The sequence below is a fragment of the Aestuariivirga sp. genome (genome assembly GCF_044239095.1).
Lineage (GTDB): Bacteria > Pseudomonadota > Alphaproteobacteria > Rhizobiales > Aestuariivirgaceae > Aestuariivirga.
The window spans coordinates 1-23384 of sequence record NZ_JBIICB010000033.1 but is presented as its reverse complement, the minus strand read 5'-3'; the positions used below and the strand labels follow the sequence as shown (position 1 = coordinate 23384).

Here is a 23384-nt window from a genome sequence, read left to right as displayed (position 1 = left end):
CGCGATTATGGCTACGACGGATAGAGCAGCAAGCATCCACCACCAGCCGGATGGTGTCTCCCTCCCCCTTGTGGGGAGGGATTGAGGGTGGGGGTACCGCGAGTCGGGTGCCTGAGCCTGCGTTTGCGGAGCGACCCCCACCCCTGCCCCTCCCCACAAGGGGGAGGGGAAACAGCAGAGACGCGGGGCTGCGCGCCTGTGACATGGCGAGAACCTTACCGCGGCGGTTGACCTTTGGCCCTTCCCTGACCAGAATGCGCCCCGAAATTCCAAACAGGTGACACACATGCAATATGAAGCACCAGAAACCACCAAGGCGGCAGTTGGCCTGCTCGCCAAGGCCAAGGGGAGCGCCTATGTGCTCGCGGGGGGCTCCGACCTCCTGGTGAAGCTGAAGGGCGGTTACATCGAGCCGGATCTCGTCGTCGATATCAAGCGCATCAAGGCGATGCGCGAGGTGAAGAAGACGGCCACGGGTTTCACCATCGGCGCCGCCGTGCCCTGTGCCGAACTCACCGAGAACAAGGCCCTTACCAAGGCCTGGCCGGGCATCGTCGAGGCCGCGGGCCTCATCGGCTCCAAGCAGGTGCAGGGCCGCTGCACCATGTCGGGCAATCTCTGCAACGCCTCTCCCGCCGCTGACAGCGTGCCGGCCCTCGTGGCCGCCGGTGCCAAGGCCGTGGTCCAGGGCCCCAAGGGCAAGCGCAGCGTTCCGGTGGAGCAGATCCCGGTCGGCCCCGGCCGCACCTCCCTCAAGAAGGGTGAACTCATCGAGGCGCTCGTGCTGCCGGCCCGCAAGCCACGCTCGGGCGATGCCTATCTGCGCTTCATCCCGCGCTCCGAGATGGACATCGCGGTGGTAAGTGCCGCCGTGAACCTGACGATCGACTCAAAGGGTGTCATCACCGCGGCTCGCGTGTCGCTCGGCGCCGTGGCGCCGACCGTCCTGCTGGTCTCGGCTGCCGCCAAGGCGATCATCGGCACCAAGCTCGACGACGCGGCGCTGGACAAGCTGGGCGAGGCTGCTTCCGCCGCCTGCCGCCCGATCGACGACAAGCGCGGCACCGTCGAGTTCCGCACCAAGGTTGCCGCCGTGCTGACCAAGCGCGCCGCCAAGACCGCCTACAGCCGCGCAGGAGGAAAGTGACAATGGGCGTACTCGTTTCCACCACCATCAACGGCGATGCCGTTGAGTTCGCCTGCGAGCCGACGGAAACGCTGCTCGACGTGCTGCGGAACCGCGTTGGCCTGATCGGCGCCAAGGAAGGCTGCGGCACGGGCGACTGCGGGTCCTGCTCCGTGCAAGTCGACGGCCGCCTCGTCTGCTCCTGCCTCGTCCTCGGTGTTGAGGCCGAAGGCCGCGAGATCGAGACGGTCGAGGGCATGGCCGACGGCGCCACGCTGCATCCGCTGCAGGTGAAGTTCATCGAACATGCCGCACTCCAGTGCGGCATCTGCACCCCGGGCTTCCTGATCGCTGCAAAGGCGCTGCTGGAAAAGAACCCGGACCCCTCGGAAGAGGAAATCCGCTTCGGTCTGGCCGGCAATCTTTGCCGCTGCACCGGTTATGACAAGATCGTGCGCGCCGTCCAGGACGCCGCCAAAGTGATGAGAGGAGCCTGACCATGCCACTCGACGCCTCCTATACCGGAAAAGACTTCAAGTCGGTGGGCACGCGCCCGCTGCGCCCCGACGGCATCGACAAGGTGACCGGCCGCGCCAAATACGGCGCTGACCATAACCTGCCGGGCCAGCTGACGGGCCTCGTGCTCCGCAGCCCCCACGCCCACGCCAAGATCAAGAAGATCGACACGTCCAAGGCCGAGAAGCTTTCGGGCGTGAAGGCGGTGCTGACCGCCGCCGATCTGCCCGACCTGACCCATGGTGACCAGGGCATGTTCGACATCCTCGACAACTGCATGGCCCGCACCAAGGTGTTCTATGACGGCCACGCAGTGGCCGCCGTTGCCGCCGTGGACATGGCCACCGCCAAGGCGGCCTTGAAGCTCATCAAGGTGGACTATGAAGTCCTGCCCCATGTGACCGAGGTCGACGATGCAGTGAAGCCCTCAGCCCCCGTGCTGCACGCCAACTGCTTCACCGAGGGCGTTGAGCCCAAGCCCAAGAAGGCCTCCAACATCGCCAAGGTCACCGAATTCGGCCATGGCGACGTCGAGGCCGGCTTCGCCGAGGCCGACTTCGTCATCGAGCGCAACTTCAAGACCGAGCAGACGCACCAGGGCTATATCGAGCCCCATGCCTGCGTGGCTTCCGTCTCACCCGATGGCACGGGCGAACTCTGGGTCTGTACCCAGGGTCACTTCGTCTACCGCAACCACTGCGCCATGCTGCTGGGCATGGACGTGTCCAAGCTGCGCGTCACCTCCTCCGAGATCGGCGGCGGCTTCGGCGGCAAGACCCATGTGTGGGTGGAGCCGGTTGCCCTCGCGCTGTCGCGCAAGGCCAACCGCCCGGTCAAGATCGTGATGACGCGTGACGAGGTGTTCCGGGCGTCCGGCCCCACCAGCGCCACCTCGATCGACGTCAAGATCGGCATCAAGAAGGACGGCACCATCACCGCGGGCAAGGCGGAACTCCGCTATGCCTCCGGCCCCTACCTCACCATGTGGGCCGAGCTCGGCGCCATGACGTCCTTTGCCTGCTATGACCTCAAGAACGTCAAGACCAAGGGCTATGAAGTGCTGGTGAACCGCCCGAAGTCGGCGGCCTACCGCGCACCCTCAGCCCCCATGGCGGCCTTCGCGGTCGAGAGCGTCGTCGACGAACTCGCCAAGAAGATCGGCAAGGACCCGCTCGAGGTTCGCATCCAGAATGCCGCCAAGCAGGGCACCCGCTCGTCCTATGGCCCGATCTACGGGCCCATTGGCATCGGGCCGACGCTGGAAGCAGCGAAAAAGCACCCGCACATGAATGCGCCGCTCGGCAAGAATCAGGGACGTGGCTATGCCTGCGGCTTCTGGTTCAACTTCGGCGGCCAGACCTGCACCGACATCAACGTTGGGCCCGATGGCTCGGTGACGCTGACGGTCGGCACGGTGGACGTGGGCGGCTCGCGCGCTTCCCTCGCCCTCTGCGTTGCGGAAGAGCTGGGCATTCCCTACAGCCAGGTGAAGTGCCTCGTGGCCGACACCGGCACGCTCGGCCACAATGACATGACCGACGGCAGCCGCGGCACCTTCTCCTCCTCGATGGCGGGCATCTTCGCCGCCCGCAACACCATCGAGGTGCTGAAGGAACGCGCCGCCAAGATGTGGGAAATCCCCGTCGAGGACGTGGCCTGGGAGAACGGCCACGCCAAGGCCCAAGGCTCCAAGTACGGCAACCTCGCTCCGCTGTCGCTCAAGGAGATCGCGGCGGCGGCCGGCAACACCGGCGGGCCTGTTGCGGGCCATGCCGAGATCGTCGCTGACGGTGCGGGCGTGTCCTTTGCCACGCACATCTGCGACATCGAGCTCGACGCCGAGACCGGCCGTTCCAGGATCGTGCGCTACACGGTCATCCAGGATGCCGGCAAGGCCGTGCACCCGACCTATGTCGAGGGCCAGTACCAGGGCGGTGCCGCACAGGGCATCGGCTGGGCGCTGAACGAGGAATACATCTACGGCAAGGACGGACGTCTGCAGAATGCGGGCTTCCTCGACTACCGCATCCCCGTCTGCTCCGACCTGCCGATGATCGACACGCAGATCCTCGAGATCCCCAACCCCAACCACCCCTATGGCGTGCGCGGCGTTGGCGAAACCTCGATCGTGCCGCCGATCGCCGCTATCGCCAACGCCCTGTCGAACGCCTCCGGCGTCCGCATGACGCATGTGCCGATGTCGCCCCCGCGCGTCCTCAAGGCGCTCGAGGCCGCCAAGAAGGGCTAAGCTCAGCTTGGCCGAGATACACCTTTGGGGAGCGCTCCGTCCGGCAGCGGACGGAGCGCCCGTCGTTTCAGTGGAAGCGAAAACCATCCGCGAGCTCTTCCGCAAGCTCGAGGAATCCTACCCCGGCATGGCCCCCCACATCGCCCGCGGCATCGCCGTCTCGATCGATGGCAAGATCTACCGTGACAGTTGGCAGACCGAACTGCCGGAGGGGGCGGAGATCTATCTGCTGCCGCGGATACAGGGCGGCTGACCCCTTCCCAATCGTGGCGTCACCCCGCATGCTGACCCAAAGCTGGATCCCGGCCTGCGCCGGGATGACGGATCATGGGGAAGCGCGGTTATCGTAACCACGCCGCTTACTATTGATTTCCGCTCCTGAAACCCCGATATGCCGGGTTTGCAACAGCGAGCACCATCATGAATCTCAAGGGCTTCCACCACCTCACCGCCGTCACCGCCGATGCGCCGGGGAACTACAAATTCTATACGGACACCTTGGGCCTGCGGCTGGTCAAGAAGACGGTGAACCAGGACGACACCACGGCCTATCACCTGTTCTATGCCGATGGTGTGGGCTCGCCCGGCACCGACATCACCTTTTTCGACTGGCCGGTGGGCCGCGAGCGGCGTGGCACGCATTCGGTGACGCAGACGGGTTTCCGCGTGGCGAACGCGGAGAGCCTCAGCTGGTGGCAGCACCGCCTGACCATGAAGGGCGTGAAGCAGGAGAAGATCGCGGAGGTGGCGGGCCGGCCGACGCTTGCCTTCGAGGATGCGGAAGGCCAGCGCCTGGCGCTCGTCGCCGACAATGAAGGCGAGGCACACTCGTGGGAGCAGAGCCCGGTTCCGGCCGAACACCAGATCCGCGGGCTGGGGCCGATCACCATGAGCGTGCCGGACATCCGCCAAACCGAGATGGTGCTGACCAAGCTGATGAACATGGTGCCAACGGGAAGCTTCGGCGGCACGCATGTCTTCAAGATGGGGGCTGCGGGTGCGGTGGGCGAACTCCATGTCACCGTCGACCCCACACTGCCGCCGGCCCAGCAAGGTGCGGGCGGGGTGCACCATGTGGCCTTCAATATTCCGCATGCGGAGTATGAGAGCTGGGCAGACCGGCTGCGCAGCATGCGGGTGCCAAATTCAGGGCCTGTCGACCGCTTCTGGTTTAAGAGCCTGTATTTCCGCGAGCCCAATGGCGTGCTGTTCGAACTCGCAACCGACGCACCGGGCTTTGCGACGGATGAGCCGATGGACAAACTCGGCACCACGCTGTCGCTGCCGCCGTTCCTCGAGGGGCGCAGGGCGGAGATCGAGGCGGGGCTGAAGAAGCTTTAGGATCCAATGGCATTCCTCTCCCCCACCGGGGGAGAGGGAAGGGTGAGGGGGTGAGTCCACGCGTGAGGCGTTTGCAAGGGCGATCGTTCATCGCCGGAGTGACTCGCGGACAGACCCCCTCACCCCGGCCCTCTCCCCCTGCGGGGGCGAGGGGGAAGATGTGCGCGCGGGGCTGAAGGAGCTTTAGGATCCAGTGTCATTCCTCTCCCCCACCGGGGGAGAGGGAAGGGTGAGGGGGTGGGTCCGCGCGTGAGGCGGTTGCAAGGGCGATCGTTCATCGCCGGAGTGACTCGTGGACAGACCCCCTCACCCCGGCCCTCTCCCCCTGCGGGGGCGAGGGGGAAGATGTGCGCAAGGATTTTTGTCCTTATGTTGACTTTATTCCTAGTTTATGCTAGTCAATCAGCCCCTCCCCCAGGGGAGGCTGCTGATTGACATCGTGAGAAATTCCTACCCCCGCACGCTCTTCAGCGCGCCATAGAGCTTGGCGTAGCGCGGGAGCATTTCGGACTCGTAGAAGCGGGTGTTGGCCGCGATCGGCTCGATCACCGACTTCGAGCGCACCATGGCGGCGCAGCCTTCTTCGATCGAGGCGAACTTGCCAGCGCCATGGGCGGCGAGAATGGCACAGCCCAGGGCCGGGGCATCCGCCACCTCGGTGAGTTCGATGGGGGCGCCGATCGTGTCAGCGTGGATCTGCAGCCAGAGGGGCGAGTTCGACGCGCCGCCCGCCAGCACGATGCGTTTGGGCGTGAAGGCCTCGCCGAAGCTGTCGGTGATGAGGCGGGTGCCAAGGCAGATGCCCTCGATGATGGCGCGGAAGACATGGGCCGGGGTGTGCTTCAGCGTGAGGCCGGTGATGGCCCCGCGCGACAGGGCGTCCGTATAGGGCGTGCGGTTGCCCTGGAAATGGTCGAGCACGAGCAGGCCTTCCGAGCCCGGCGGAATGGCGGCGGCGCCTTCGTTCAGCGCGTCCCAGCTGGTGTGCTCAGCGAAATGGCGCTTGAACCAGGCGATGACGGAACCTGTCGAGGTCTGGCCACCCTCGATGATGGGCTTTCCCGGATAGACGCCATCCATGTAGGTGCCCCACACACCCGCCTTATGCACCGCGCGGTCGGCAACGCCGATGTGGAGATGGGAGGAGCCGGTGATGAGCGCCATCTCACCCGGCTGCGTGACGCCGAGGCCGATGACGCCGATGAAGGCATCCGCACCGCCCTGCACCACGGGCACGCCGGGGCGGAGGCCCATGTGTTCCGCTGCGTCCTTCATGAGGGGGCCGATGACCGTGCCGGGGGCGACGATGGGGTTGGGCCACTTCTCCTCAAGGTCCTCCAGGTCCAGCGCCTTGAGCAGCGAGCGCGGCACGCCGCCGTGCTGGGTCTGGTAATGCCAGCGCACCGCGGCATTACCGAGCGAGCCCACCCAGCGGCCGGTGAGGCGGAGATTCATGTAGTCCTGGTATTCACCGACCTTGGCGGCACGCTTGAAGATCTCGGGCTGGTGGCGTTTCATCCACAGCGACTTGGGGATCATCCACTCCGCCGAGACCGGCCCTGCCCCGCCGCCATTGACGCGGAGATTGGGGTCCTTGGTGGCGGCGACGTCATCGGCTTCCGCAGCCGAGCGCACATCCATCCAGATCATGCAGGGGCGGAGCGGGTTTCCAGCCGCGTCCAGCGCCACGACGGAGCAGCAGGTGGTGTCGACCGAGAGGGCAATGATGTCGGCAGGCGAAACGCCGGACTTGGCAATGGCACCCTTCACCGACTGGCCCATGCAGGCCCACCAGTCTTCCGGGTTCTGCTCGGCCCAGGACGGGTTGGGGAAATCGGTCTTGTAGGGTGTTGCCACGGAGGCGAGCGGGCGGCCCTCGAGATCAAAGACAAAGGCGCGGATCGATTCCGTTCCGCCGTCGACTCCGATCACGTAGCTCATGCCGTTCCTCCCCCTTCGATGGCCGTCCAGTGTGCTTCATCCTCATCATAGGCATGAAGCTCGCCCATGGCGATATCGAACCAGACGCCGTGCAGCGACAGGTCGCGCTTGTTCTCCTTCATGCGGATCCACGGGAAGGTGCGGAGGTTCGCCAGCGAATGCTCGATCGAGGCGCGCTCGATGTGGCGTTCGTGGGTTTCGGCATTCTCGCCTACTTCGCGCGGCACGATGCGGGTCACGTCCTTGATGGCGCGCATCCAGGAGCCGATGAAGTCCGTGTGGGTGAGGGGCGAGGACTCCTGCACGGCCGCACGGATACCGCCGCAGCGGCCATGGCCCATGACCACGATGTGGTGCACGCCCAGCGACATGACGGCGAATTCAAGCGCCGCCGATGTGGCGTGGTGGCCGCCGTCCGGCGTATAGGGCGGGACGAGATTGGCGACGTTCCTCACCACGAACATCTCACCCGGCCCTGCGTCGAAGATCGTCTCCGGTGCGGCGCGCGAGTCGCAGCAGGCGATGATCATGATCCGGGGCTTCTGCGAACCCTCGCCCAGCTTGCGGTAGCGCTCTGCCTCGGAGGCATAGCGCCCCGCGCGGAAGTTTGCGTAGCCGTCAAGCAGCGTTGCAGGCAGCGTCATCGTCATCGCCTTCTTGCTCCTCAGTCGACGACGCGGACGGCGCCCTTGGCGGCGGAAGTGGTGAGGGCAGCATAGGCCTTCAAAGCCGTCGTCACCTTGCGCTTGCGCTGCTCGGTGGGCTTCCACGCCTTGTCGCCACGGGCCAGCATGGCGGCGCGGCGGCGGGCGATCTCATCATCCGTAACCACCAGACGGATCGAACGGTTCGGAATGTCGATCTCGATCGTGTCGCCCTGCTCCACCAGCGCGATGAGACCGCCTTCGGCCGCTTCCGGCGAGGCGTGGCCGATCGACAGGCCCGAGGTGCCGCCCGAGAAGCGGCCGTCTGTGATCAGCGCGCAGGCCTTGCCCAGACCCTTCGACTTCAGATAGCTCGTCGGGTACAGCATCTCCTGCATGCCCGGGCCGCCGCGCGGGCCTTCGTAGCGGATCACCACCACGTCACCCGCCTCGACGCCACGGTTCAGAATTCCGTGTACGGCGGAATCCTGGCTCTCGAAGACTTTAGCTTTGCCGGTGAACTTCAGGATCGATTCGTCCACACCCGCCGTCTTCACGATGCAGCCCTCTTCCGCGAGGTTGCCGTAGAGAACCGCAAGGCCGCCGTCCTTGGAGAAGGGGTGCTCCACATCACGGATGACGCCGGTCTTGCGGTCGAGGTCGAGTTCGTCCCAGCGGCTGGACTGGCTGAAGGCCACCTGCGTGGGAACGCCACCCGGTGCGGCGCGGAAGAATTCGCGCACGGACTCGGAGTTGGTGCGGGAAATGTCCCAGCGGTCCAGCGCCTCGCCCAGCGTGCGGGCATGGACGGTGGGAAGATCGCGGTTGAGGAGGCCGCCGCGATCAAGCTCACCGAGGATGGCCATGATGCCGCCCGCGCGGTGCACGTCTTCCATGTGGACGTCAGACTTGGCGGGGGCGACCTTGGACAGGACGGGCACGCGGCGCGACAGGCGGTCGATGTCCTTCATGGTGAAGTCGATCTCCGCCTCATGTGCGGCGGCAAGGATGTGCAGCACCGTGTTGGTGGAGCCGCCCATGGCGATGTCCAGCGTCATGGCGTTCTCGAAGGCGCCGAAGCTTGCCACCTTGCGGGGAAGCACGGACTCGTCATCCTGCTCATAGTAGCGCCGCGCAAGATCGACCACGAGGTGGCCGGCCTCGACGAAGAGGCGCTTGCGGTCCGAATGCGTGGCAAGCGTGGAGCCGTTGCCGGGGAGCGACAGGCCCAGCGCCTCGGTAAGGCAGTTCATGGAGTTGGCGGTGAACATGCCCGAGCAAGAGCCGCAGGTCGGGCAGGCCGCCTTCTCGATGGCCTTCACGTCATCGTCGGAGACATTGTCGTCCGCCGCGGCGACCATGGCGTCCACGAGGTCGAGCGCCCTGGTCACGCCCGAGAGCACGGCCTTGCCCGCTTCCATCGGGCCGCCCGAGACGAAAACGGCGGGGATGTTGAGGCGGAGTGCCGCCATCAGCATGCCCGGCGTGATCTTGTCACAGTTCGAAATGCAGACCATCGCATCAGCACAATGGGCGTTGACCATGTATTCGACCGAGTCCGCGATGATCTCACGCGAGGGCAGCGAATAGAGCATGCCGTCATGGCCCATGGCGATGCCGTCATCGACCGCGATGGTGTTGAACTCCTTGGCGACACCGCCTGCCTTCTCGACCTCGCGGGCAACCATCTGGCCCAGATCCTTCAGGTGCACATGGCCCGGCACGAACTGGGTGAAGGAGTTGACGATGGCGATGATCGGCTTGCCGAAATCCTCATCCTTCATGCCGGTGGCGCGCCACAGGCCGCGGGCGCCGGCCATGTTGCGGCCATGGGTGGTGGTGCGGGAACGGTATTGGGGCATGGGAGCAAACCTCGATCAACGAAATGTGATCCCGGCTTGCACCATGGCGGCAGGGGAATCAAGGCCATGCTTGCGGACGCTGCCCTCGCAAGGGCCGGGGGTCCGGGCTGCGGCAACGGAGGGCTTCAAGGTGGCGCGGTGATGGCATATGATTTGCGCATCGCATGATGACTGACCGCCCCGCCCCGGCCCTCCCGCCGGGGAGACAACGGGAGAAGACGCCCAGATGGTGAAGAAACATTCCCGCGAGATTGAATGGCCGACGGTGGCGCTGGCCGCTGCCGTCTATGCCGTGCTGGCCGGTCTCGTCTGGTTCCATTCCAGCCTGCCGTGGTGGGTGATCCTGCCCGCCGGCGCCTATTGCGCGGCGCTGCACAGCTCGCTGCAGCACGAGGTGCTGCACGGCCACCCGACGGGAAACCGGCTCCTCAACGAGGCCATGGTGTTCGTAACGCCAACGCTGTGGATTCCCTTCGCGCGCTACAAGCAATTGCACCTTCAGCACCACAATGATGCCAACCTCACCGACCCGCAGCTTGACCCTGAGTCCTATTACATGCTGCCGGAACACTGGGCGGCGGTGACCGGCATCCGGCGGACGCTCTACCAGGTCAACCAGACATTGCTTGGCCGCATGCTGATTGGCCCGGCGGTGGGCATCATCCGCTTCTGGTCAGCCGAATTCCGCGACATTGCCGGCGGAAACCGGAAGACGCTGCAGGCGTGGGGCTGGTTCGCCCTGTCGGCCGGGATCACGGTCTGGCTTGTCACGCAGGTGGCGGGCATGGCCTTCTGGCAGTACTACCTGCTGATCGCATACCCCGGCATATCGCTGGCGCTCGTGCGCTCCTATTGCGAGCACCAGGCGGCGGAGGCGGTGGAGCACCGCACCATCATCGTTGAGGCGTCGCCCTTCTGGTCGCTGCTCTTTCTCAACAACAACCTGCATGTTGCGCACCACACCAAACCGGCGCTGGCCTGGTACAAGCTGCCCGCCTACTACCGGAGCGAGCGGGACCAGCTGATTGCCCGCAACAATGGCTATGTGATGCGGGGCTACCGCGAGATTTTTGCCCGGTTTTTCGTGACTGCAAAAGAGCCGGTCCCCTATCCCCACATGGACTGGCTCAAGAAGCGGTGATGGGTTAAGAGCTGTCCCCCGAACTAGCCAAATGGGGGGCTTGACACGTGACGAACCGGATCGAGATCGCGGGCCTGCGGGTTGCAGGTGATTTGTTTGCTTTCGTGGGCGAGGAGGCATTGCCGGGCACCGGCATCGCCGAACTCGACTTCTGGAAGTCCTTTGCCGCGATCCTGAGCGACCTGGCGCCGAAGAACCGCGCGCTTCTGGCCCGCCGCGACGAGCTGCAGGCGAAGCTCGACGCATGGTACCAGGCCAATGGCGCCCCCACCGACATGGCCGTCTACAAGGCCTTCCTGACGGAGATCGGCTATCTGGTGCCCGAGGGACCCGACTTCGCCGTGACCACGGCCAATGTGGACCCCGAGATCGCGCAGGTGGCGGGGCCCCAGCTGGTGGTTCCGGTGATGAACGCCCGCTATGCGCTGAACGCCGCCAATGCGCGCTGGGGCTCGCTTTATGACGCGCTCTACGGCACCGATGCCATTGCCGAACAGGACGGGGCGGAGAAGACCCGGGGCTACAACCCGGTGCGCGGCGCGCGCGTCATCGCCTGGGCGCGGAACTTCCTCGACGGCGCCATACCGCTGGCCGCAGGCAAATGGGCAGATGTCTCGCGCATCGCCGTCGATGGCGCGGCACTCGTCACCGACAAGGGCGGGCTCAAGGACCCGTCGCAGTTCAAGGGCTGGCGCGGAGCCAAGGACCAGCCATCCGCCGTGCTGCTGGGCAACAACGGCCTGCATGCCGAGATCGTCATCGACCGCACGCACCTCATCGGCAAGGATGACAAGGCGGGCATCGCCGATGTCGTCATCGAATCCGCCGTCACCACCATCATGGACTGCGAGGACTCGGTCGCTGCCGTGGACGCTGCCGACAAGGTCACCGTCTACCGCAACTGGCTCGGGCTGATGAGGGGCGACCTGACGGAGGAGATCGAGAAGGGCGGCAAGACATTCATCCGCCGCCTGAACCCCGATCGCAGCTATGAGGCCGCCCACGGCGGCACGCTGACCCTTCACGGCCGCTCGCTCATGCTGGTGCGGAACGTCGGACACCTGATGACCAATCCGGCGATCCTCGATGCGGAGGGCCGCGAGGTGCCGGAAGGCATTCTGGATGCGATGATGACGGCGCTGATCGCCATCAACGACATCGGCCCCAAGGGCCGCCGCATGAACTCCCGCGCGGGCTCCATGTATATCGTGAAGCCGAAGATGCATGGGCCCGGCGAGGTGGCCTTCGCCGTCTCGCTCTTCGCCCGCGTCGAGCAGGCGCTGGGCTTGGCCCCGCTCACCATGAAGATCGGAATCATGGACGAGGAGCGCCGCACCACGATCAACCTCAAGGAATGCATCCGCCAGGCCAGCGACCGGATCGTGTTCATCAACACCGGCTTCCTCGACCGCACCGGCGACGAGATCCACAGCGCCATGGAAGCCGGACCCATGATCCGCAAGGGCGACATGAAGCAGGCGCCGTGGATCAAGGCCTATGAGGACTGGAACGTCGATACGGGCCTGCTCTGCGGCCTGCCGGGCCACGCCCAGATCGGCAAGGGCATGTGGGCGATCCCTGACCACATGGCGATCATGCTGTCGATCAAGCTCGCCCATCCGCAGGCGGGTGCGAACACCGCATGGGTGCCGTCTCCCACCGCCGCCACGCTGCACGCCACGCATTATCACAAGGTGAACGTGAAGGCCGTGCAGGAGAAGATCAAGAGCCGCAAGCGTGCGAGCCTCGACGACATCCTCACAATTCCCGTCGCCACGCGGCCCAACTGGACGGCAGAGGACATCCAGAAGGAACTCGACAACAACGCGCAAGGCATCCTCGGCTATGTCGTGCGCTGGATTGACCAAGGCATCGGCTGCTCCAAGGTGCCGGACATCGACAATGTGGGCCTGATGGAAGACCGCGCCACGCTGCGCATCTCATCCCAGCACATCGCCAACTGGCTGCGCCATGGCGTGGCGACCGAGGCACAGGTGATGGCGACGATGAAGCGCATGGCGGCCGTGGTGGACAAGCAGAATGCGGGCGACCCGGCCTATCGTCCGATGGCGGCGGATTTCAGCAAGTCCATCGCGTTCCAGGCGGCGTGTGACCTGGTGTTCAAGGGCCGGGAGCAGCCCAATGGCTATACGGAGCCGCTGCTGCACCGGCACAGGCTGACGGTGAAGGCGCTGTAGTTCTGAACGGCGTCATCCCGGCGCCACCCTATGTGCCGTCATCCCGGCGAAGGCCGGGATCCAGCTTCTCTGACAGTACATGCTGAACCAAAGCTGGATCCCGGCCTTCGCCGGGATCACGGCCTTTAGGGGTTGGGGCCTCACTCGCCGTAAGGAACCCAGATATTCTTCACCTGCACAGCGCGGCGGAGATATTCAGCACCCTGCCCCTGTTCACGTGAGAGCCAGTCGCGGCGCTTTGCTGTCCACGTCGCTTTCAGGTTTCCGGCACTCGCGGCCTCGACCATCTTCGCGTTGGATCCAAAGTACCACATCGCAGCCACCTCATCATGCTCGGCCAGCGTCTTCGCAAGCTCATCACGCTCGCCGGTGACGATGTTGATGACACCACCCGGAACATCCGACGTGTCGAACACCTGATAGAGATCGGTCGCCGCCAGCGGTTGATGCGGAGACGGCACGGCCAGCACGCGGTTGCCCATGGCAATCGCCGGCATCACCAGCGAAACGAAGCCCAGCAGCGGCATCTCGTTGGGGCAGACAAGGCCCATGACGCCCCAGGGCTCGTTCATGGCGAGCGTCACGTGGCGGGATTTGGTGGCGTGGACGCGGCCGTCATATTTGTCTGCCTGGGCGGCGTACCAGAAGATGCGGGCAAGCGAGGCGGCAACCTCGGCCTTCGCCTCCTTCGCACCCTGCCCCATGGCGCGGAGCCGCGCGGTGAATTCATCCGCGCGGGCGGAGAGGTTTTCGGCAATGTAGTAGAGAACCTGCGCCCTGTTGTGGGCGGTGGCCGACGACCAGCCGGAGGCCTTCGCCGCGGCTTCGACCGCGTTCCGGATGTCCTTGCGGCTGCCGAGACCGGCCTGCCCGATGGCCTTGCCCTTCCCTCCGTATACGGAATAGCTGTGGCCGCCGTCGGGGCGCGCCTGCTTGCCGCCGATCGAGAGTTTGGCGGTGCGGTCGATGGCGGAGGCCTCCACGCTTTCGGGCGGCAAGGCGCTGAGTGGCGCCGCCTTCACCAGCGGTTCAGGCTTGAGTGCGGCTTCCCATGCGGGAACCAGATACTCAAGCATGCCTTCACGCCCGCCCTCGCGGCCGAAGCCTGACTCGCGGAAGCCGCCGAAGCCTGCGGCGGCATCGAACAGGTTGGTAGAGTTGATCCACACCACACCAGCCTTGACACGCGCGGCAGTATCCAGCGCGAGGTTGATGTTCTCCGACCACACGGTGGCGGCGAGGCCATAGCGCGTGTGGTTGGCGATCTGCACCGCCTCCTCCGGCGTGCGGAAGGTCATCATTGCGGCGACGGGGCCAAAGATCTCGACGTCCATGACGGTGGAGGATGGCTCGACGTCGGTGAAGATCGAGGGCGGAAACCAGTTGCCGGAGCCAGGCAATTCACAAGAAGCCTGCAGCAGCGTGCCGCCTTCGGCTTTTCCCTTCTCGACAAGCTCGGTGATGCGCTTCAGCTGGATGGGATCGACGATGGCGCCCATGTCGACGGATTTGTCCAGCGGGTCGCCGACGCGCAGGCTTTGCATGCGGCGGCGGAGTTTGCTGAGGAACTTTGGCGCAACGCCCTCCTGCACGAGGATGCGCGAGCCCGCACAGCAGACCTGGCCCTGGTTGAACCAGATGGCGTCGACCACACCTTCAACCGCCGCATCGAGATCCGCATCCTCATGCACGATGAAGGGGGACTTGCCGCCGAGTTCGAGCGACAGCTTCTTGCCCGTGCCTGCGGTGGCCTTGCGGATGAGGCGGCCCACTTCGGTGGAGCCGGTGAAGGCGATCTTGTTCACGTCCGGATGGTCCACGATGGCCGCACCCGTTGCGCCATCGCCCGTGACGATGTTGACGATGCCCGGCGGCAGGCCAGCCTCGCGGCAGATTTCGGCGAAGGCGAGCGCGGTCAAGGGCGTGAATTCTGCGGGCTTCAGCACCACCGTGTTGCCTGCCGCGAGCGCAGGCGCGATCTTCCACGCGAGCATCAGGAGCGGAAAGTTCCAAGGGATGATCTGGCCGCAGACGCCGATTGCCTGATGGCCGGGGAATTCATCCGCGATCAGCTCCGCCCAGCCGGCATGGTGGTAGAAATGGCGGGCCACCAGCGGAATGTCGATGTCGCGCGATTCGCGGATGGGCTTGCCGTTGTCCATCGTCTCCAGCACGGAGAGGAAGCGCTCGCGCTTCTGGATGGTGCGGGCGATGGCGTAGAGATGTTTCGCGCGATCATGGCCGGAGAGTTTGGACCACGGGCCGAAGCCCTTGCGCGCAGCCTTCACCGCCGCATCGACATCGGCAGCGGAGCCTTGCGAGACGCGGGCGAGCGTCTGGCCAGTGGCGGGGTTGGCGACGTCGAACAGCTTTGATGGTTTGGTGAAGCTGCCATTGATGAAGTGGCCAAAGCCCTGCTCGTGAGCTTTCAGCCAGTCGAGCACATGGGCGTTGCCTTCCGGGGCCGGGCCATAGTCCATGGTGTCGAGAATCTCTGTGACGCTGGGCATGTTGGTCCTCAGGCGAGCGGCTGGTGGGTGGTTGCGGCATAGCGGCCGGTGACGTGGTGCTCGAGCTGGCGCTCGATATCGGCCAGCATGGAGGAGGCGCCGATGCGGAAGAGGTCCGGCTCCAGCCAGCGGCGGCCCAACTCCTCCTTCATCAGGATCATCCAGTTCATCGCGTCCTTCGCGGTCTTGAGGCCCCCTGCGGGCTTGAAGCCGATCTGATAGCCGGTGAGATCGCCATAATCCCTTAAGGCACGGACCATGGTGAGGCTGACGGGCAACGTGGCGTTGACGTCCTCCTTGCCGGTCGAGGTCTTGATGAAGTCCGCACCTGCCTGCATGGCCACCATCGAGGCCTTGTAGACGTTGCGCAGCGTCTTGAGATCGCCGGTGGCGAGGATGGCCTTCATGTGCGCCTCACCACAGGCCTCGCGCATGGCTGCGACCTCGTCATGGAGGGCGGCCCAGTCCTGCAGAAGCACCTGCGCGCGGTGGATGACGATGTCGATCTCCTTCGCACCTTGGTCGACCGCATAGCGGATCTCGGCCAAGCGCTGGGGCAATGGCGTAAGGCCTGCAGGGAAGCCTGTTGCAACGGAGGCGACGGGGATGCCGGAGCCTTCGAGCGCCTTCACGGCAGGCGCCACCATGGCTGGATAGACGCAGACGGCGCCGACGGTGGGCATCTCCTTGAGGCCCAGGGCCGTGACGATGTCATCGCGCACAGGGCGCTTCGCCTTGGCGCAGAGGCGGTGGACGCGGCCCGGCGTATCATCACCTGCCAGCGTGGTGAGGTCGATGCACTGGATGGCGCGGACCAGCCAGGCGGCCTGGTAGTTCTTCTTCACCGACCGGCGCGCCGGAAGGCTGGCAGCGCGGCGCTCGGCTGCGGAAAGGTTGACCTGCACATCCTCGAACCAGTCAAGGGTGAGTGGTGTGCCCGGATTGCGCGCGAGGGGGGCGCGGACGGGGCGAAGTTCATTCATAACGCAAACCTCCACATGCGTATTGTTCTAAAGCATCGCGAGGCTGTGAGAAACTGCTTTAGCGGTGCCAGACCCCCACCCCTACCCCTCCCCACAAGGGGGAGGGGGACCAAGAACGGACATGTCTCGTTGAGGATCCCCTCCCCCTTGTGGGGAGGGGTAGGGGTGGGGGTTGCTCCGGCGTCAGAAACTCAGCGCCTTGAAGGCCTTCGTCTGCTCCACCAGCGCGATCTCGGTGGGCAGGCGTTCCATCGACGATGCGCCGTAGAAGCCGTGGCAGTTCTTCGTGTTCGACAGGATGAACTGCGCATCCGACGGCATCGAGACCGGGCCGCCGTGGACGATGATGATGGCGTCCTTGTTCACCTTCAGCGCGGCCTCTGCCCAGTCATCGACGAGGGCGGGGCAGTCGGCGAGCTTGAGAGACGTTTTGGAGCCGATGCTGCCGCCGGTCGTGAGCCCTAAGTGGCAGACGATGATGTCGGCTCCGGCCTTTGCCATCGCCTCCGCCTCCGCGGCGTTGAAGACATATGGCGTCGTCAGCATGTCCTTGGAGCGGGCAAGGCGGATCAGGTCCACCTCGAGGCCGTAGGACATGCCGGTCTCCTCGAGATTGGCGCGGAATACGCCGTCGATGAGGCCGACAGTCGGAAAGTTCTGGATGCCGGAGAACCCCATCGCCTTCAGCTGGTCAAGGAAAGGATCGAAGAGGCAGAAGGGATCCGTGCCGTTGACGCCCGCCAGCACCGGCGTCTTCTTCGTGACGGGCAGCACTTCGCGCGCCATTTCAACGACGATCTCGTTGGCATTGCCATAGGCCAGCACGCCTGAGAGCGAGCCGCGGCCCGCCATGCGGTAGCGGCCGGAATTGTAGATGACGATGAGGTCGATGCCGCCCTCCTCCTCGCATTTGGCGGAAAGCCCGGTTCCAGCACCGCCGCCCACGATGGGGATGCGGCGGCGCTTCATGTCCTGGAACTTGTCCATGAGGGCCTTACGTTCGAAGCGGGGCACGGGCGTTCTCCTGTTATTTTGTGTAACTATGGCGCGAGGCCATCGCGGAGCGCAACGAAGTAATCGTCACCCCCGACCTGCCCGCCTTTCATGGCGATCTCCAGGCCATCGAGTGTCTTGTCATTGCTGGCAGCGGTGCAGAGTGGCGAGCCGGGCGTGGCGGTGAGCGGGAAGCGGGTCGTCAGCGCGAAGACGTCAAGCTCGCCCAGCGCGTGGCTGGATGTGTCGCCGCCCGCGAGGATGGCGCGGGTGAGGCCGAAGGTTTCAATGCAGCTCCGCGCAATGCGGCCGAGGCCCTGCCCCACGCGGTGGCGGCCGCCGGGAATGGCATCAAGCGGGCCGCCGCGGTCGAGCTCAGGGTCGAGTGCGGTGTAGACGAGGACGCTGCGGCCCTCGCCCATCAAGCGCTGCGCTTCGGCTGAGAGGCGGTACACCGAGGCTTCGGCGTGATCGCCCGCGAGATCGAGCGGATCGGCGTGAAGGCCGGTGTAGCCATGGGCCAGCGCGAAGCGGATTTGGCGGGCGGTCGTGGGCGAGCAGCTGCCCGAGACGGCGATGATACGATCGACCTTGGGGAGCGCAGGGAAGCTGGCCGTGCTCGATGCCAGCGCCTTCACAAGCGCGTAGTTGACTCCGGAAGAGCCTGCAATGAAGGGGCCAAGCCTTGAAGAGAGGCGCAAAAGCTGGTGGCCCGTTTGCCTTTGCGTGGCGAGATCGAGAACATCGAAGAGGACGATGCCTTGCGCTGAGGCGATCACCGCGTCGACGGACAAATCGTCAAGCGCGTTCAGGGGCACGAGATCGACAGGAAGTGCGGTCTGCCGCGCGAGATGGCGGCGCAGGTCCGCCTCGTCCATCGGCGTCACCGGATGGCGGCTCATCACCGGATGGCGGTCGATGCGGTAAGTTTCGCCCTGATAGCCCGCGAAGAGATGGCCGAAGGCCGTGTAGCGCTTGAGCTGCGGCGCGCCGACGACAAGTGGCGTCACCTGCTGGCCGAACACTTTGCGTCCGATCTCGATGGCGCGGCCGATATTGCCGGCATGGCGCGCGGAGTCGAAGGTGGAGCAGACCTTGTAGTGGCAGAAGCGCGCGCCGAGATGTTTCAGCCATTCGAAATGGCGTGGCAGGTGCTCGTCCATCCACTCCGGCGTCTGGCTTCGGCTGGTGCCCGCGATGCCAATGGCGTCGTAGCCTTCGAAGCGTGACTGCTCGCCCGGTGTGGGGATGCGGGTGAACAGCGCGGTCCTGATGCCGTGCACGCTCATCGCCTCCATGACGTCGGTCGAGCCGGTGAAGTCGTCACCGTAGAAGGACAGGAACATCAGTTGGCCTTGCCGCCGCCGAAGAAGGCCAGCGACTGGGCAAGTTCGGGGTGGTCCTTCGCATAGGCCTCGAGCGGGATGCCGGCCACCGCCGCTTCCCACGCTTGGCGCACTGCGCGCACGCCCGCGGCGGGGCCGGACGGGTGGCTGACGATGCCGCCGCCGCAGAGGTAAAGCAGGTCCTGCGTGCGGCCGGTGCGCTCATAGGTCTCTGGCGCCTGGCCGCCCCATTGGCCGGAGCCTGCGACGGGGAGCGGGCAGTCATCGGGCGAGAACAGCGGCTGCTTCAGCGCCTTGAAGGAAGCAACGAAGCTCTCGTCGGGCTCCCAGTACTTGACCTTGATGCCGTTGATCTGGAACTGGTCGACGCCGAGCAGCCGCCAGAATTGTTGGTACACGGAGAAATCCATGCCGATGCCGGGGTGGCGTGTGAGCAGGTCCCAGCCGTTGCGATGGGCGTGGAGGACGAGGCCGGAGCGCTTCCTCAGGAAACTCATGCCACCGAAGCCGATGGAGTTGATGTTGATGACGGCGCAGTTGCCACCGGCCTTCAGCACCATGTCATGGTTGCGCATCATCACGTCCGGGTCGGCGTGGCTGATGCCGAAGGCATACATCACCTTCTTGCCGGTCTTCTGCTCGCGATCGAGGATCAGCGGCATGATGGCCGTCACGCGCTCTGCGAGCGGTGAATAGGAAGGGCTTGCAAGCTTTTCATCGTCCTTGATGAAGTCGACATCCGCTGCGATCAGCTCCTTCACGAGTTCTGCGGTCTCGTGCGGGCGCAGGCCCAGCGCGGGCTTGACGATGGTGCCGATGATGGGGCGGCCCTCGACGCCCGTAAGCCTGCGGCTGCCCGCAAGGCCGAACTGGGGGCCCGGATGGGCGCCGCGGAATTCCTCCGGCAGCAGCAAGCCGGTGATGCGAATGCCGGTGAAGCCGCGGATCGACCACACGCCGCCCATGGTGATGGTCATCAGCGCGGCCAAGTCCGTGCCGATGGCGTCAAAGGGGAAGTCGATGTCGGCCTCGGCGCGGTTGAACGGCCCGGGCGCGCTGGTGGGGAAGGACGGGGTCTGCGCGGGCGGCAGCACGCGCAGCGCAACGACCCGGGCGGCGACCCTCGCCTTCAGCTCCTCCGTCTCGCCGGGCACGGCGACAAAGGTGCCGGTCGACTGGTCGGAGGCGATCTTCGCCGCCAGCTTTTCAGGACTCCCATCCGTTTCAATGAGATAGGTAAGGCGGATCATGCTGGGCGGCGGATTGCGCATTGGTGGTTTACTGGTATGATGACATCAACTGAGCGCAACCTAGCAGCCAAAACGGTGACGATGCAAACCGAGCGTATCATCCGCCGCAAATTGTCGGACGAGGTGCTGGAGCGCCTGCTCCGGCTGGTCTCGGAGGGAAATCTCAAGCCCGGCGATGCCATGCCCTCCGAGCGCGAACTGATGGACCGCTTCGGCGTCGGGCGCCCGGCAATCCGCGAGGCGATGCAGTCGCTCGCCAACATGGGGCTCGTCACCATCAGCCACGGCGAGCGCGCCCGCGTGCAGGAGATCACCGCGCAGTCGATCATCCGCCAGGTGGATTTGTCCGCGCATATCATGCTGCAGCGGTCTTCGGATTCGCTCGAGCACCTGAAGGCGGCGCGATTGTTCTTCGAGCGCGGCATGGTGCGCGAGGCGGCGGCGCGAGCAACGGAGGAAGACGTGAACCGGCTCCGCGCCATCGTGGAGGAGCAGCGGGCGCTGCTCGGCAAGGCAGAGGAATTCATGGCCGCCGACATGCGCTTCCACCGGGAGATCGCGGCAATCTCAGGAAACCCGATCTTCGTCTCGGTAAGCGAGGCGATGCTGGGGTGGCTAAAAGCATATCACACCGAGTTGCTGCTGTGGAGCGGCAAGGAGAATTACACGCTGGCGGAACATGCCGAAATCATCGCCGCGCTAGAGAGGGGTGACGCCGATGCGGCGGAGGCCGCGATGGTGAAGCACCTTCAGAGGTCGAGCGGCCTTTATGGGCTGAAGGGGTGACGTACCCGTGGACAGATGCCCTCATCCGCCCTGTCGGGCACCTTCTCCCATCGCTTCGCGACGGGAGAAGGGGAAGCTGTCGGAGGATTATTCCCTTCTCCCGTCCGAAGGATGGGAGAAGGGGAAGCTTTCAGAGGATTATCCCCTTCTCCCGTCCGAAGGATGGGAGAAGGTGGCCGAAGGCCGGATGAGGGCTCTTTCAACCAGCACGGCTCGCGGAGAGAAGCCCTCATCCGCCCTGCCGGGCACCTTCTCCCATCGCTGCGCGACGGGAGAAGGGGAAGCTTTGGGTTAGGCTGGGGCCAGTCCCAAAATCCCCCGCGCCTCAGCCGCACTCGCCGGGTGACGATCATACTCCGTACACAGATCAGCGATGCGCTTCACCAGTTCGGCATTCGACTTCGCAAGCCGCGTTTCGTCCCAGCGGATGTTGTCCTCCAGGCCGGTGCGGCAATGGCCGCCGCGTTCGAGGCACCAGCGGTTGACCTCCAGCTGGTGCTTGCCGATTCCGGCAGCGACCCAGGTGGACTCAGGCGACAACCGCGTCACCTCATCGACCATGAAGTCGAAGGCCTGGCGGATCACCGGCATGGCATTCTTCACACCCATGACGAACTGCACATGCAGCGGCTTCCGGAGCAGGCCCTCATCCGCCAGGCGCAGGGCCTGGTAGAGCATCGAGAGATCGAAGACCTCGATCTCGGGCTTCACGTTATGGTCCAGCATCTTGGTGGCCAGCTCGCGGATCAGGTCCGGGTGGTTCTCATAGATGATGGTGGGGAAATTGCATGAGCCGGTGGACAGCGAGGCCATGTCGCAGCCGAGGTGCAGCATGCCGCCGCGCTCCGCACCCTTGCCAGAGCGGCCCCCGGTGGAGAACTGCACGATCATGCCCGGGCAATGCCTGCGCAGCCCTTCCAGCAGCCGCGCGAAGCGCTCAGGATCGGAGGTGGGTGTCTGATCGTCGTTGCGGACATGCACATGGGCGATGGTGGCGCCCGCCTCGAAGGCGGCCTGGGTCGAGTCCACCTGCTCGGCAATGCTGATCGGGACAGCAGGGTTGTGTTCCTTGCGCGGAACCGACCCGGTGATGGCGACGGTGATGATGCATGGACTGCTCATGCTCGTCTTTTATCGCATTGTGCGAGCAAGGGGAATCACTTGCGACGTGCAAGATGCTCTGGGTTCATGCCTCCCGTGCAGCCCTCCGCCATCAAGTGCAATGCGCTTGAGGCCACGATACGCTAATGTCGATGCCTGTTTACCGGGAGACATGCCATGCCGAGATTTGCCGCCAATCTGTCGATGATGTTCACCGAATGGGATTTCCTTGATCGCTTCGCGGCGGCGGCGGACAGTGGCTTCGGCGCGGTGGAGTTCCTGTTTCCCTATGCGCATGCCCCGGACATCGTCGCGCGGAAGCTCGCGGATGCGCAGCTGACCCAGGCGCTGTTCAACCTGCCGCCCGGCGACTGGGACGCGGGCGAGCGCGGGCTTGCCTGCAAGCCCGGCCGCGGCGCGGAGTTCCGCGCCTCAGTCGAAACCGCGCTCGCCTATGCGGAGGCCACGGGCGTGAAGCGGCTCCACATGATGAGCGGGCATGGCGACCGCAACGACCCAGCGATGCACCAGACATTCGTCGCTTCCCTGCGCCATGCCTGCGAAAGGGCGGCCCCGCTTGGCATCGACATCCTGATCGAGCCCATCAACGGGCGCGACATGCCGGGCTATTTCATGAACGACTTCGGCTTCGCCGCAGCACTCATTGCCGAGCTGGCGCTTCCCAATCTCAGGCTGCAATACGACATCTATCACCGCCAGATCCTGCACGGCGACGTGACAAGGAGCCTTGAGGCGCTGATGCCGGTTATCGGGCATGTGCAGGTGGCCTCGGTGCCCAGGCGCAACGAACCGATGACGGGCGAGCTTGACGACGGGCGGATCTTCCACCACCTCGACCAGCTGGGCTATGGCGGCTATGTCGGCTGCGAATACCGCCCCGCGAACGGAACGCTCGCCGGCCTTTCCTGGATGAAGACGGGTTGAGGCCCCTGCTTCACGCCATGCGGCTATGGACCGCCACCGTCGCGACCAGTTCGTCGAGGAGCAACAGCGTGGCCTCGCCCGACATCGAGAAGGGATTGAGCACCGCCTTCTCATGATACTTCAGCAGCAGACCGGGATTCACCTTGGAGAGGTCGACGTGGCCCATGGTCCAGTTGCAGAACTTCCGCTCACGGATTTCCTCGAACACCAGCAACCGCACATGGGCGTGGCGCCCGTCGCGGGCGATGGCGTTGTAGAGTTCGCACACCTCGTCGCGCCCGCCCTCCAGCACCTGGATGAACACATCGCCGCTGTAGCAGAGAATCCCCGTGATGCCATTGGCCGGGTTGTTGACGCGCGATCGCTCGAGGATATCCTCGACCACGGCGCTGGAGAGGGCCGTGGCGGCACGGCTGGCATAGACACAACGGACCATCATGGGGCAATCAGTCC

The 23384-nt window shown here is 65.1% G+C and carries 19 protein-coding genes; 9 read left to right on the top strand and 10 right to left on the bottom strand.

All coding sequences use genetic code 11. The annotated features are described in order from the left end of the window. The first annotated feature begins 286 nt into the window (after positions 1-286). The 5 genes from ACILRA_RS05130 to ACILRA_RS05110 all read left to right on the top strand — a co-directional run bounded on the left by ACILRA_RS05130 (position 287) and on the right by ACILRA_RS05110 (position 5231). Positions 287-1147 carry an FAD binding domain-containing protein gene (locus ACILRA_RS05130; RefSeq protein WP_395661017.1) on the top strand — a complete coding sequence of 287 codons (861 nt, stop codon included), beginning with the start codon at positions 287-289 and terminating at the stop codon, positions 1145-1147. A gap of 2 nt (positions 1148-1149) precedes the next feature. After that, on the top strand, positions 1150-1623 hold the full coding sequence (locus ACILRA_RS05125; RefSeq protein WP_395661016.1) for a (2Fe-2S)-binding protein: 474 nt from the start codon (positions 1150-1152) through the stop codon (positions 1621-1623). 2 nt (positions 1624-1625) lie between these two features. Beyond that, on the top strand, positions 1626-3890 hold the full coding sequence (locus ACILRA_RS05120) for a xanthine dehydrogenase family protein molybdopterin-binding subunit (RefSeq protein WP_395661015.1): 2265 nt from the start codon (positions 1626-1628) through the stop codon (positions 3888-3890). Further along, on the top strand, positions 3832-4143 hold the full coding sequence (locus ACILRA_RS05115) for a MoaD/ThiS family protein (protein WP_395661014.1): 312 nt from the start codon (positions 3832-3834) through the stop codon (positions 4141-4143). The genes ACILRA_RS05120 and ACILRA_RS05115 overlap by 59 nt, the downstream gene beginning before the upstream one ends. A gap of 167 nt (positions 4144-4310) precedes the next feature. Beyond that, on the top strand, positions 4311-5231 hold the full coding sequence (locus ACILRA_RS05110) for a ring-cleaving dioxygenase (protein WP_395661013.1): 921 nt from the start codon (positions 4311-4313) through the stop codon (positions 5229-5231). 450 nt (positions 5232-5681) lie between these two features. Here the strand turns inward: ACILRA_RS05110 and ACILRA_RS05105 are convergent, their stop codons facing one another. From ACILRA_RS05105 to ilvD, 3 genes are read right to left on the bottom strand one after another with little or no spacing between them, the layout of a single operon-like run. Next, complete coding sequence (locus ACILRA_RS05105; protein ID WP_395661012.1) at positions 5682-7172, bottom strand: ribulokinase; 1491 nt, start codon at positions 7170-7172, stop codon at positions 5682-5684. Continuing rightward, positions 7169-7822, bottom strand: coding sequence for a carbonic anhydrase (locus ACILRA_RS05100; protein WP_395661011.1), 654 nt, complete (start codon positions 7820-7822; stop codon positions 7169-7171). Before ACILRA_RS05100 ends, ACILRA_RS05105 begins: the two co-directional genes overlap by 4 nt. A gap of 14 nt (positions 7823-7836) precedes the next feature. Further along, complete coding sequence (gene ilvD / locus ACILRA_RS05095; RefSeq protein WP_395661010.1) at positions 7837-9678, bottom strand: dihydroxy-acid dehydratase; 1842 nt, start codon at positions 9676-9678, stop codon at positions 7837-7839. A 226-nt stretch (positions 9679-9904) separates the two neighbouring features. On the opposite strand from ilvD, the gene ACILRA_RS05090 reads away from it, so the two are divergent. Next, positions 9905-10819, top strand: coding sequence for a fatty acid desaturase (locus ACILRA_RS05090; protein WP_395661009.1), 915 nt, complete (start codon positions 9905-9907; stop codon positions 10817-10819). A gap of 47 nt (positions 10820-10866) precedes the next feature. Further along, entirely contained in the window at positions 10867-13017 is a 2151-nt protein-coding gene (locus tag ACILRA_RS05085; protein WP_395661008.1) for a malate synthase G, read from the top strand. Positions 13018-13157: 140 nt separating this feature from the next. Here the strand turns inward: ACILRA_RS05085 and ACILRA_RS05080 are convergent, their stop codons facing one another. The 5 genes from ACILRA_RS05080 to oiaX all read right to left on the bottom strand — a co-directional run bounded on the left by ACILRA_RS05080 (position 13158) and on the right by oiaX (position 20099). Further along, complete coding sequence (locus tag ACILRA_RS05080) at positions 13158-15527, bottom strand: aldehyde dehydrogenase family protein (RefSeq protein ID WP_395661007.1); 2370 nt, start codon at positions 15525-15527, stop codon at positions 13158-13160. Positions 15528-15535: 8 nt separating this feature from the next. Continuing rightward, on the bottom strand, positions 15536-16510 hold the full coding sequence (gene deoC, locus ACILRA_RS05075) for a deoxyribose-phosphate aldolase (protein ID WP_395661006.1): 975 nt from the start codon (positions 16508-16510) through the stop codon (positions 15536-15538). 183 nt (positions 16511-16693) lie between these two features. Next, the gene (locus ACILRA_RS05070) at positions 16694-17524 is read right to left on the bottom strand and encodes a phosphoenolpyruvate hydrolase family protein (protein ID WP_395661005.1); all 831 of its coding nucleotides are present in this window, start codon (positions 17522-17524) and stop codon (positions 16694-16696) included. A gap of 26 nt (positions 17525-17550) precedes the next feature. Next, positions 17551-18849, bottom strand: a complete 1299-nt coding sequence (locus ACILRA_RS05065) for a four-carbon acid sugar kinase family protein (protein ID WP_395661004.1) — start codon at positions 18847-18849, stop codon at positions 17551-17553. After that, a complete protein-coding gene (oiaX, locus tag ACILRA_RS05060) occupies positions 18849-20099 on the bottom strand; it encodes a 3-oxo-isoapionate-4-phosphate decarboxylase OiaX (RefSeq protein WP_395661003.1) in 1251 nt (416 codons plus the stop codon). The genes ACILRA_RS05065 and oiaX overlap by 1 nt, the downstream gene beginning before the upstream one ends. A gap of 81 nt (positions 20100-20180) precedes the next feature. Here oiaX and ACILRA_RS05055 point away from each other — a divergent pair, with 81 nt between their 5' ends. After that, a complete protein-coding gene (locus ACILRA_RS05055) occupies positions 20181-20885 on the top strand; it encodes a transcriptional regulator NanR (RefSeq protein ID WP_395661018.1) in 705 nt (234 codons plus the stop codon). Positions 20886-21176: 291 nt separating this feature from the next. Here ACILRA_RS05055 and ACILRA_RS05050 read toward each other — a convergent pair whose 3' ends face one another. Next, a complete protein-coding gene (locus ACILRA_RS05050; RefSeq protein ID WP_395661002.1) occupies positions 21177-22007 on the bottom strand; it encodes a 3-keto-5-aminohexanoate cleavage protein in 831 nt (276 codons plus the stop codon). Between the two features lie 156 nt (positions 22008-22163). Here ACILRA_RS05050 and otnI point away from each other — a divergent pair, with 156 nt between their 5' ends. Next, the gene (gene otnI, locus ACILRA_RS05045) at positions 22164-22931 is read left to right on the top strand and encodes a 2-oxo-tetronate isomerase (protein WP_395661001.1); all 768 of its coding nucleotides are present in this window, start codon (positions 22164-22166) and stop codon (positions 22929-22931) included. 10 nt (positions 22932-22941) lie between these two features. On the opposite strand, the gene ACILRA_RS05040 is transcribed toward otnI, so the two are convergent. Next, positions 22942-23384: BLUF domain-containing protein (locus ACILRA_RS05040; protein ID WP_395661000.1), on the bottom strand; the 443-nt coding region annotated here is incomplete at its 5' end.

Bases quoted from the DNA above. Each gene is read 5' to 3' on its own strand.
- ACILRA_RS05130 (WP_395661017.1), top strand. From the start codon at position 287: ATGCAATATGAAGCACCAGAAACCACCAAGGCGGCAGTTGGCCTGCTC.
- ACILRA_RS05125 (WP_395661016.1), top strand. From the start codon at position 1,150: ATGGGCGTACTCGTTTCCACCACCATCAACGGCGATGCCGTTGAGTTC.
- ACILRA_RS05120 (WP_395661015.1), top strand. From the start codon at position 1,626: ATGCCACTCGACGCCTCCTATACCGGAAAAGACTTCAAGTCGGTGGGC.
- ACILRA_RS05115 (WP_395661014.1), top strand. From the start codon at position 3,832: ATGTGCCGATGTCGCCCCCGCGCGTCCTCAAGGCGCTCGAGGCCGCCA.
- ACILRA_RS05110 (WP_395661013.1), top strand. From the start codon at position 4,311: ATGAATCTCAAGGGCTTCCACCACCTCACCGCCGTCACCGCCGATGCG.
- ACILRA_RS05105 (WP_395661012.1), bottom strand. From the start codon at position 7,172: ATGAGCTACGTGATCGGAGTCGACGGCGGAACGGAATCGATCCGCGCC.
- ACILRA_RS05100 (WP_395661011.1), bottom strand. From the start codon at position 7,822: ATGACGATGACGCTGCCTGCAACGCTGCTTGACGGCTACGCAAACTTC.
- ilvD (WP_395661010.1), bottom strand. From the start codon at position 9,678: ATGCCCCAATACCGTTCCCGCACCACCACCCATGGCCGCAACATGGCC.
- ACILRA_RS05090 (WP_395661009.1), top strand. From the start codon at position 9,905: ATGGTGAAGAAACATTCCCGCGAGATTGAATGGCCGACGGTGGCGCTG.
- ACILRA_RS05080 (WP_395661007.1), bottom strand. From the start codon at position 15,527: ATGCCCAGCGTCACAGAGATTCTCGACACCATGGACTATGGCCCGGCC.
- deoC (WP_395661006.1), bottom strand. From the start codon at position 16,510: ATGAATGAACTTCGCCCCGTCCGCGCCCCCCTCGCGCGCAATCCGGGC.
- ACILRA_RS05065 (WP_395661004.1), bottom strand. From the start codon at position 18,849: ATGTTCCTGTCCTTCTACGGTGACGACTTCACCGGCTCGACCGACGTC.
- oiaX (WP_395661003.1), bottom strand. From the start codon at position 20,099: ATGATCCGCCTTACCTATCTCATTGAAACGGATGGGAGTCCTGAAAAG.
- ACILRA_RS05055 (WP_395661018.1), top strand. From the start codon at position 20,181: ATGCAAACCGAGCGTATCATCCGCCGCAAATTGTCGGACGAGGTGCTG.
- ACILRA_RS05050 (WP_395661002.1), bottom strand. From the start codon at position 22,007: ATGAGCAGTCCATGCATCATCACCGTCGCCATCACCGGGTCGGTTCCG.
- otnI (WP_395661001.1), top strand. From the start codon at position 22,164: ATGCCGAGATTTGCCGCCAATCTGTCGATGATGTTCACCGAATGGGAT.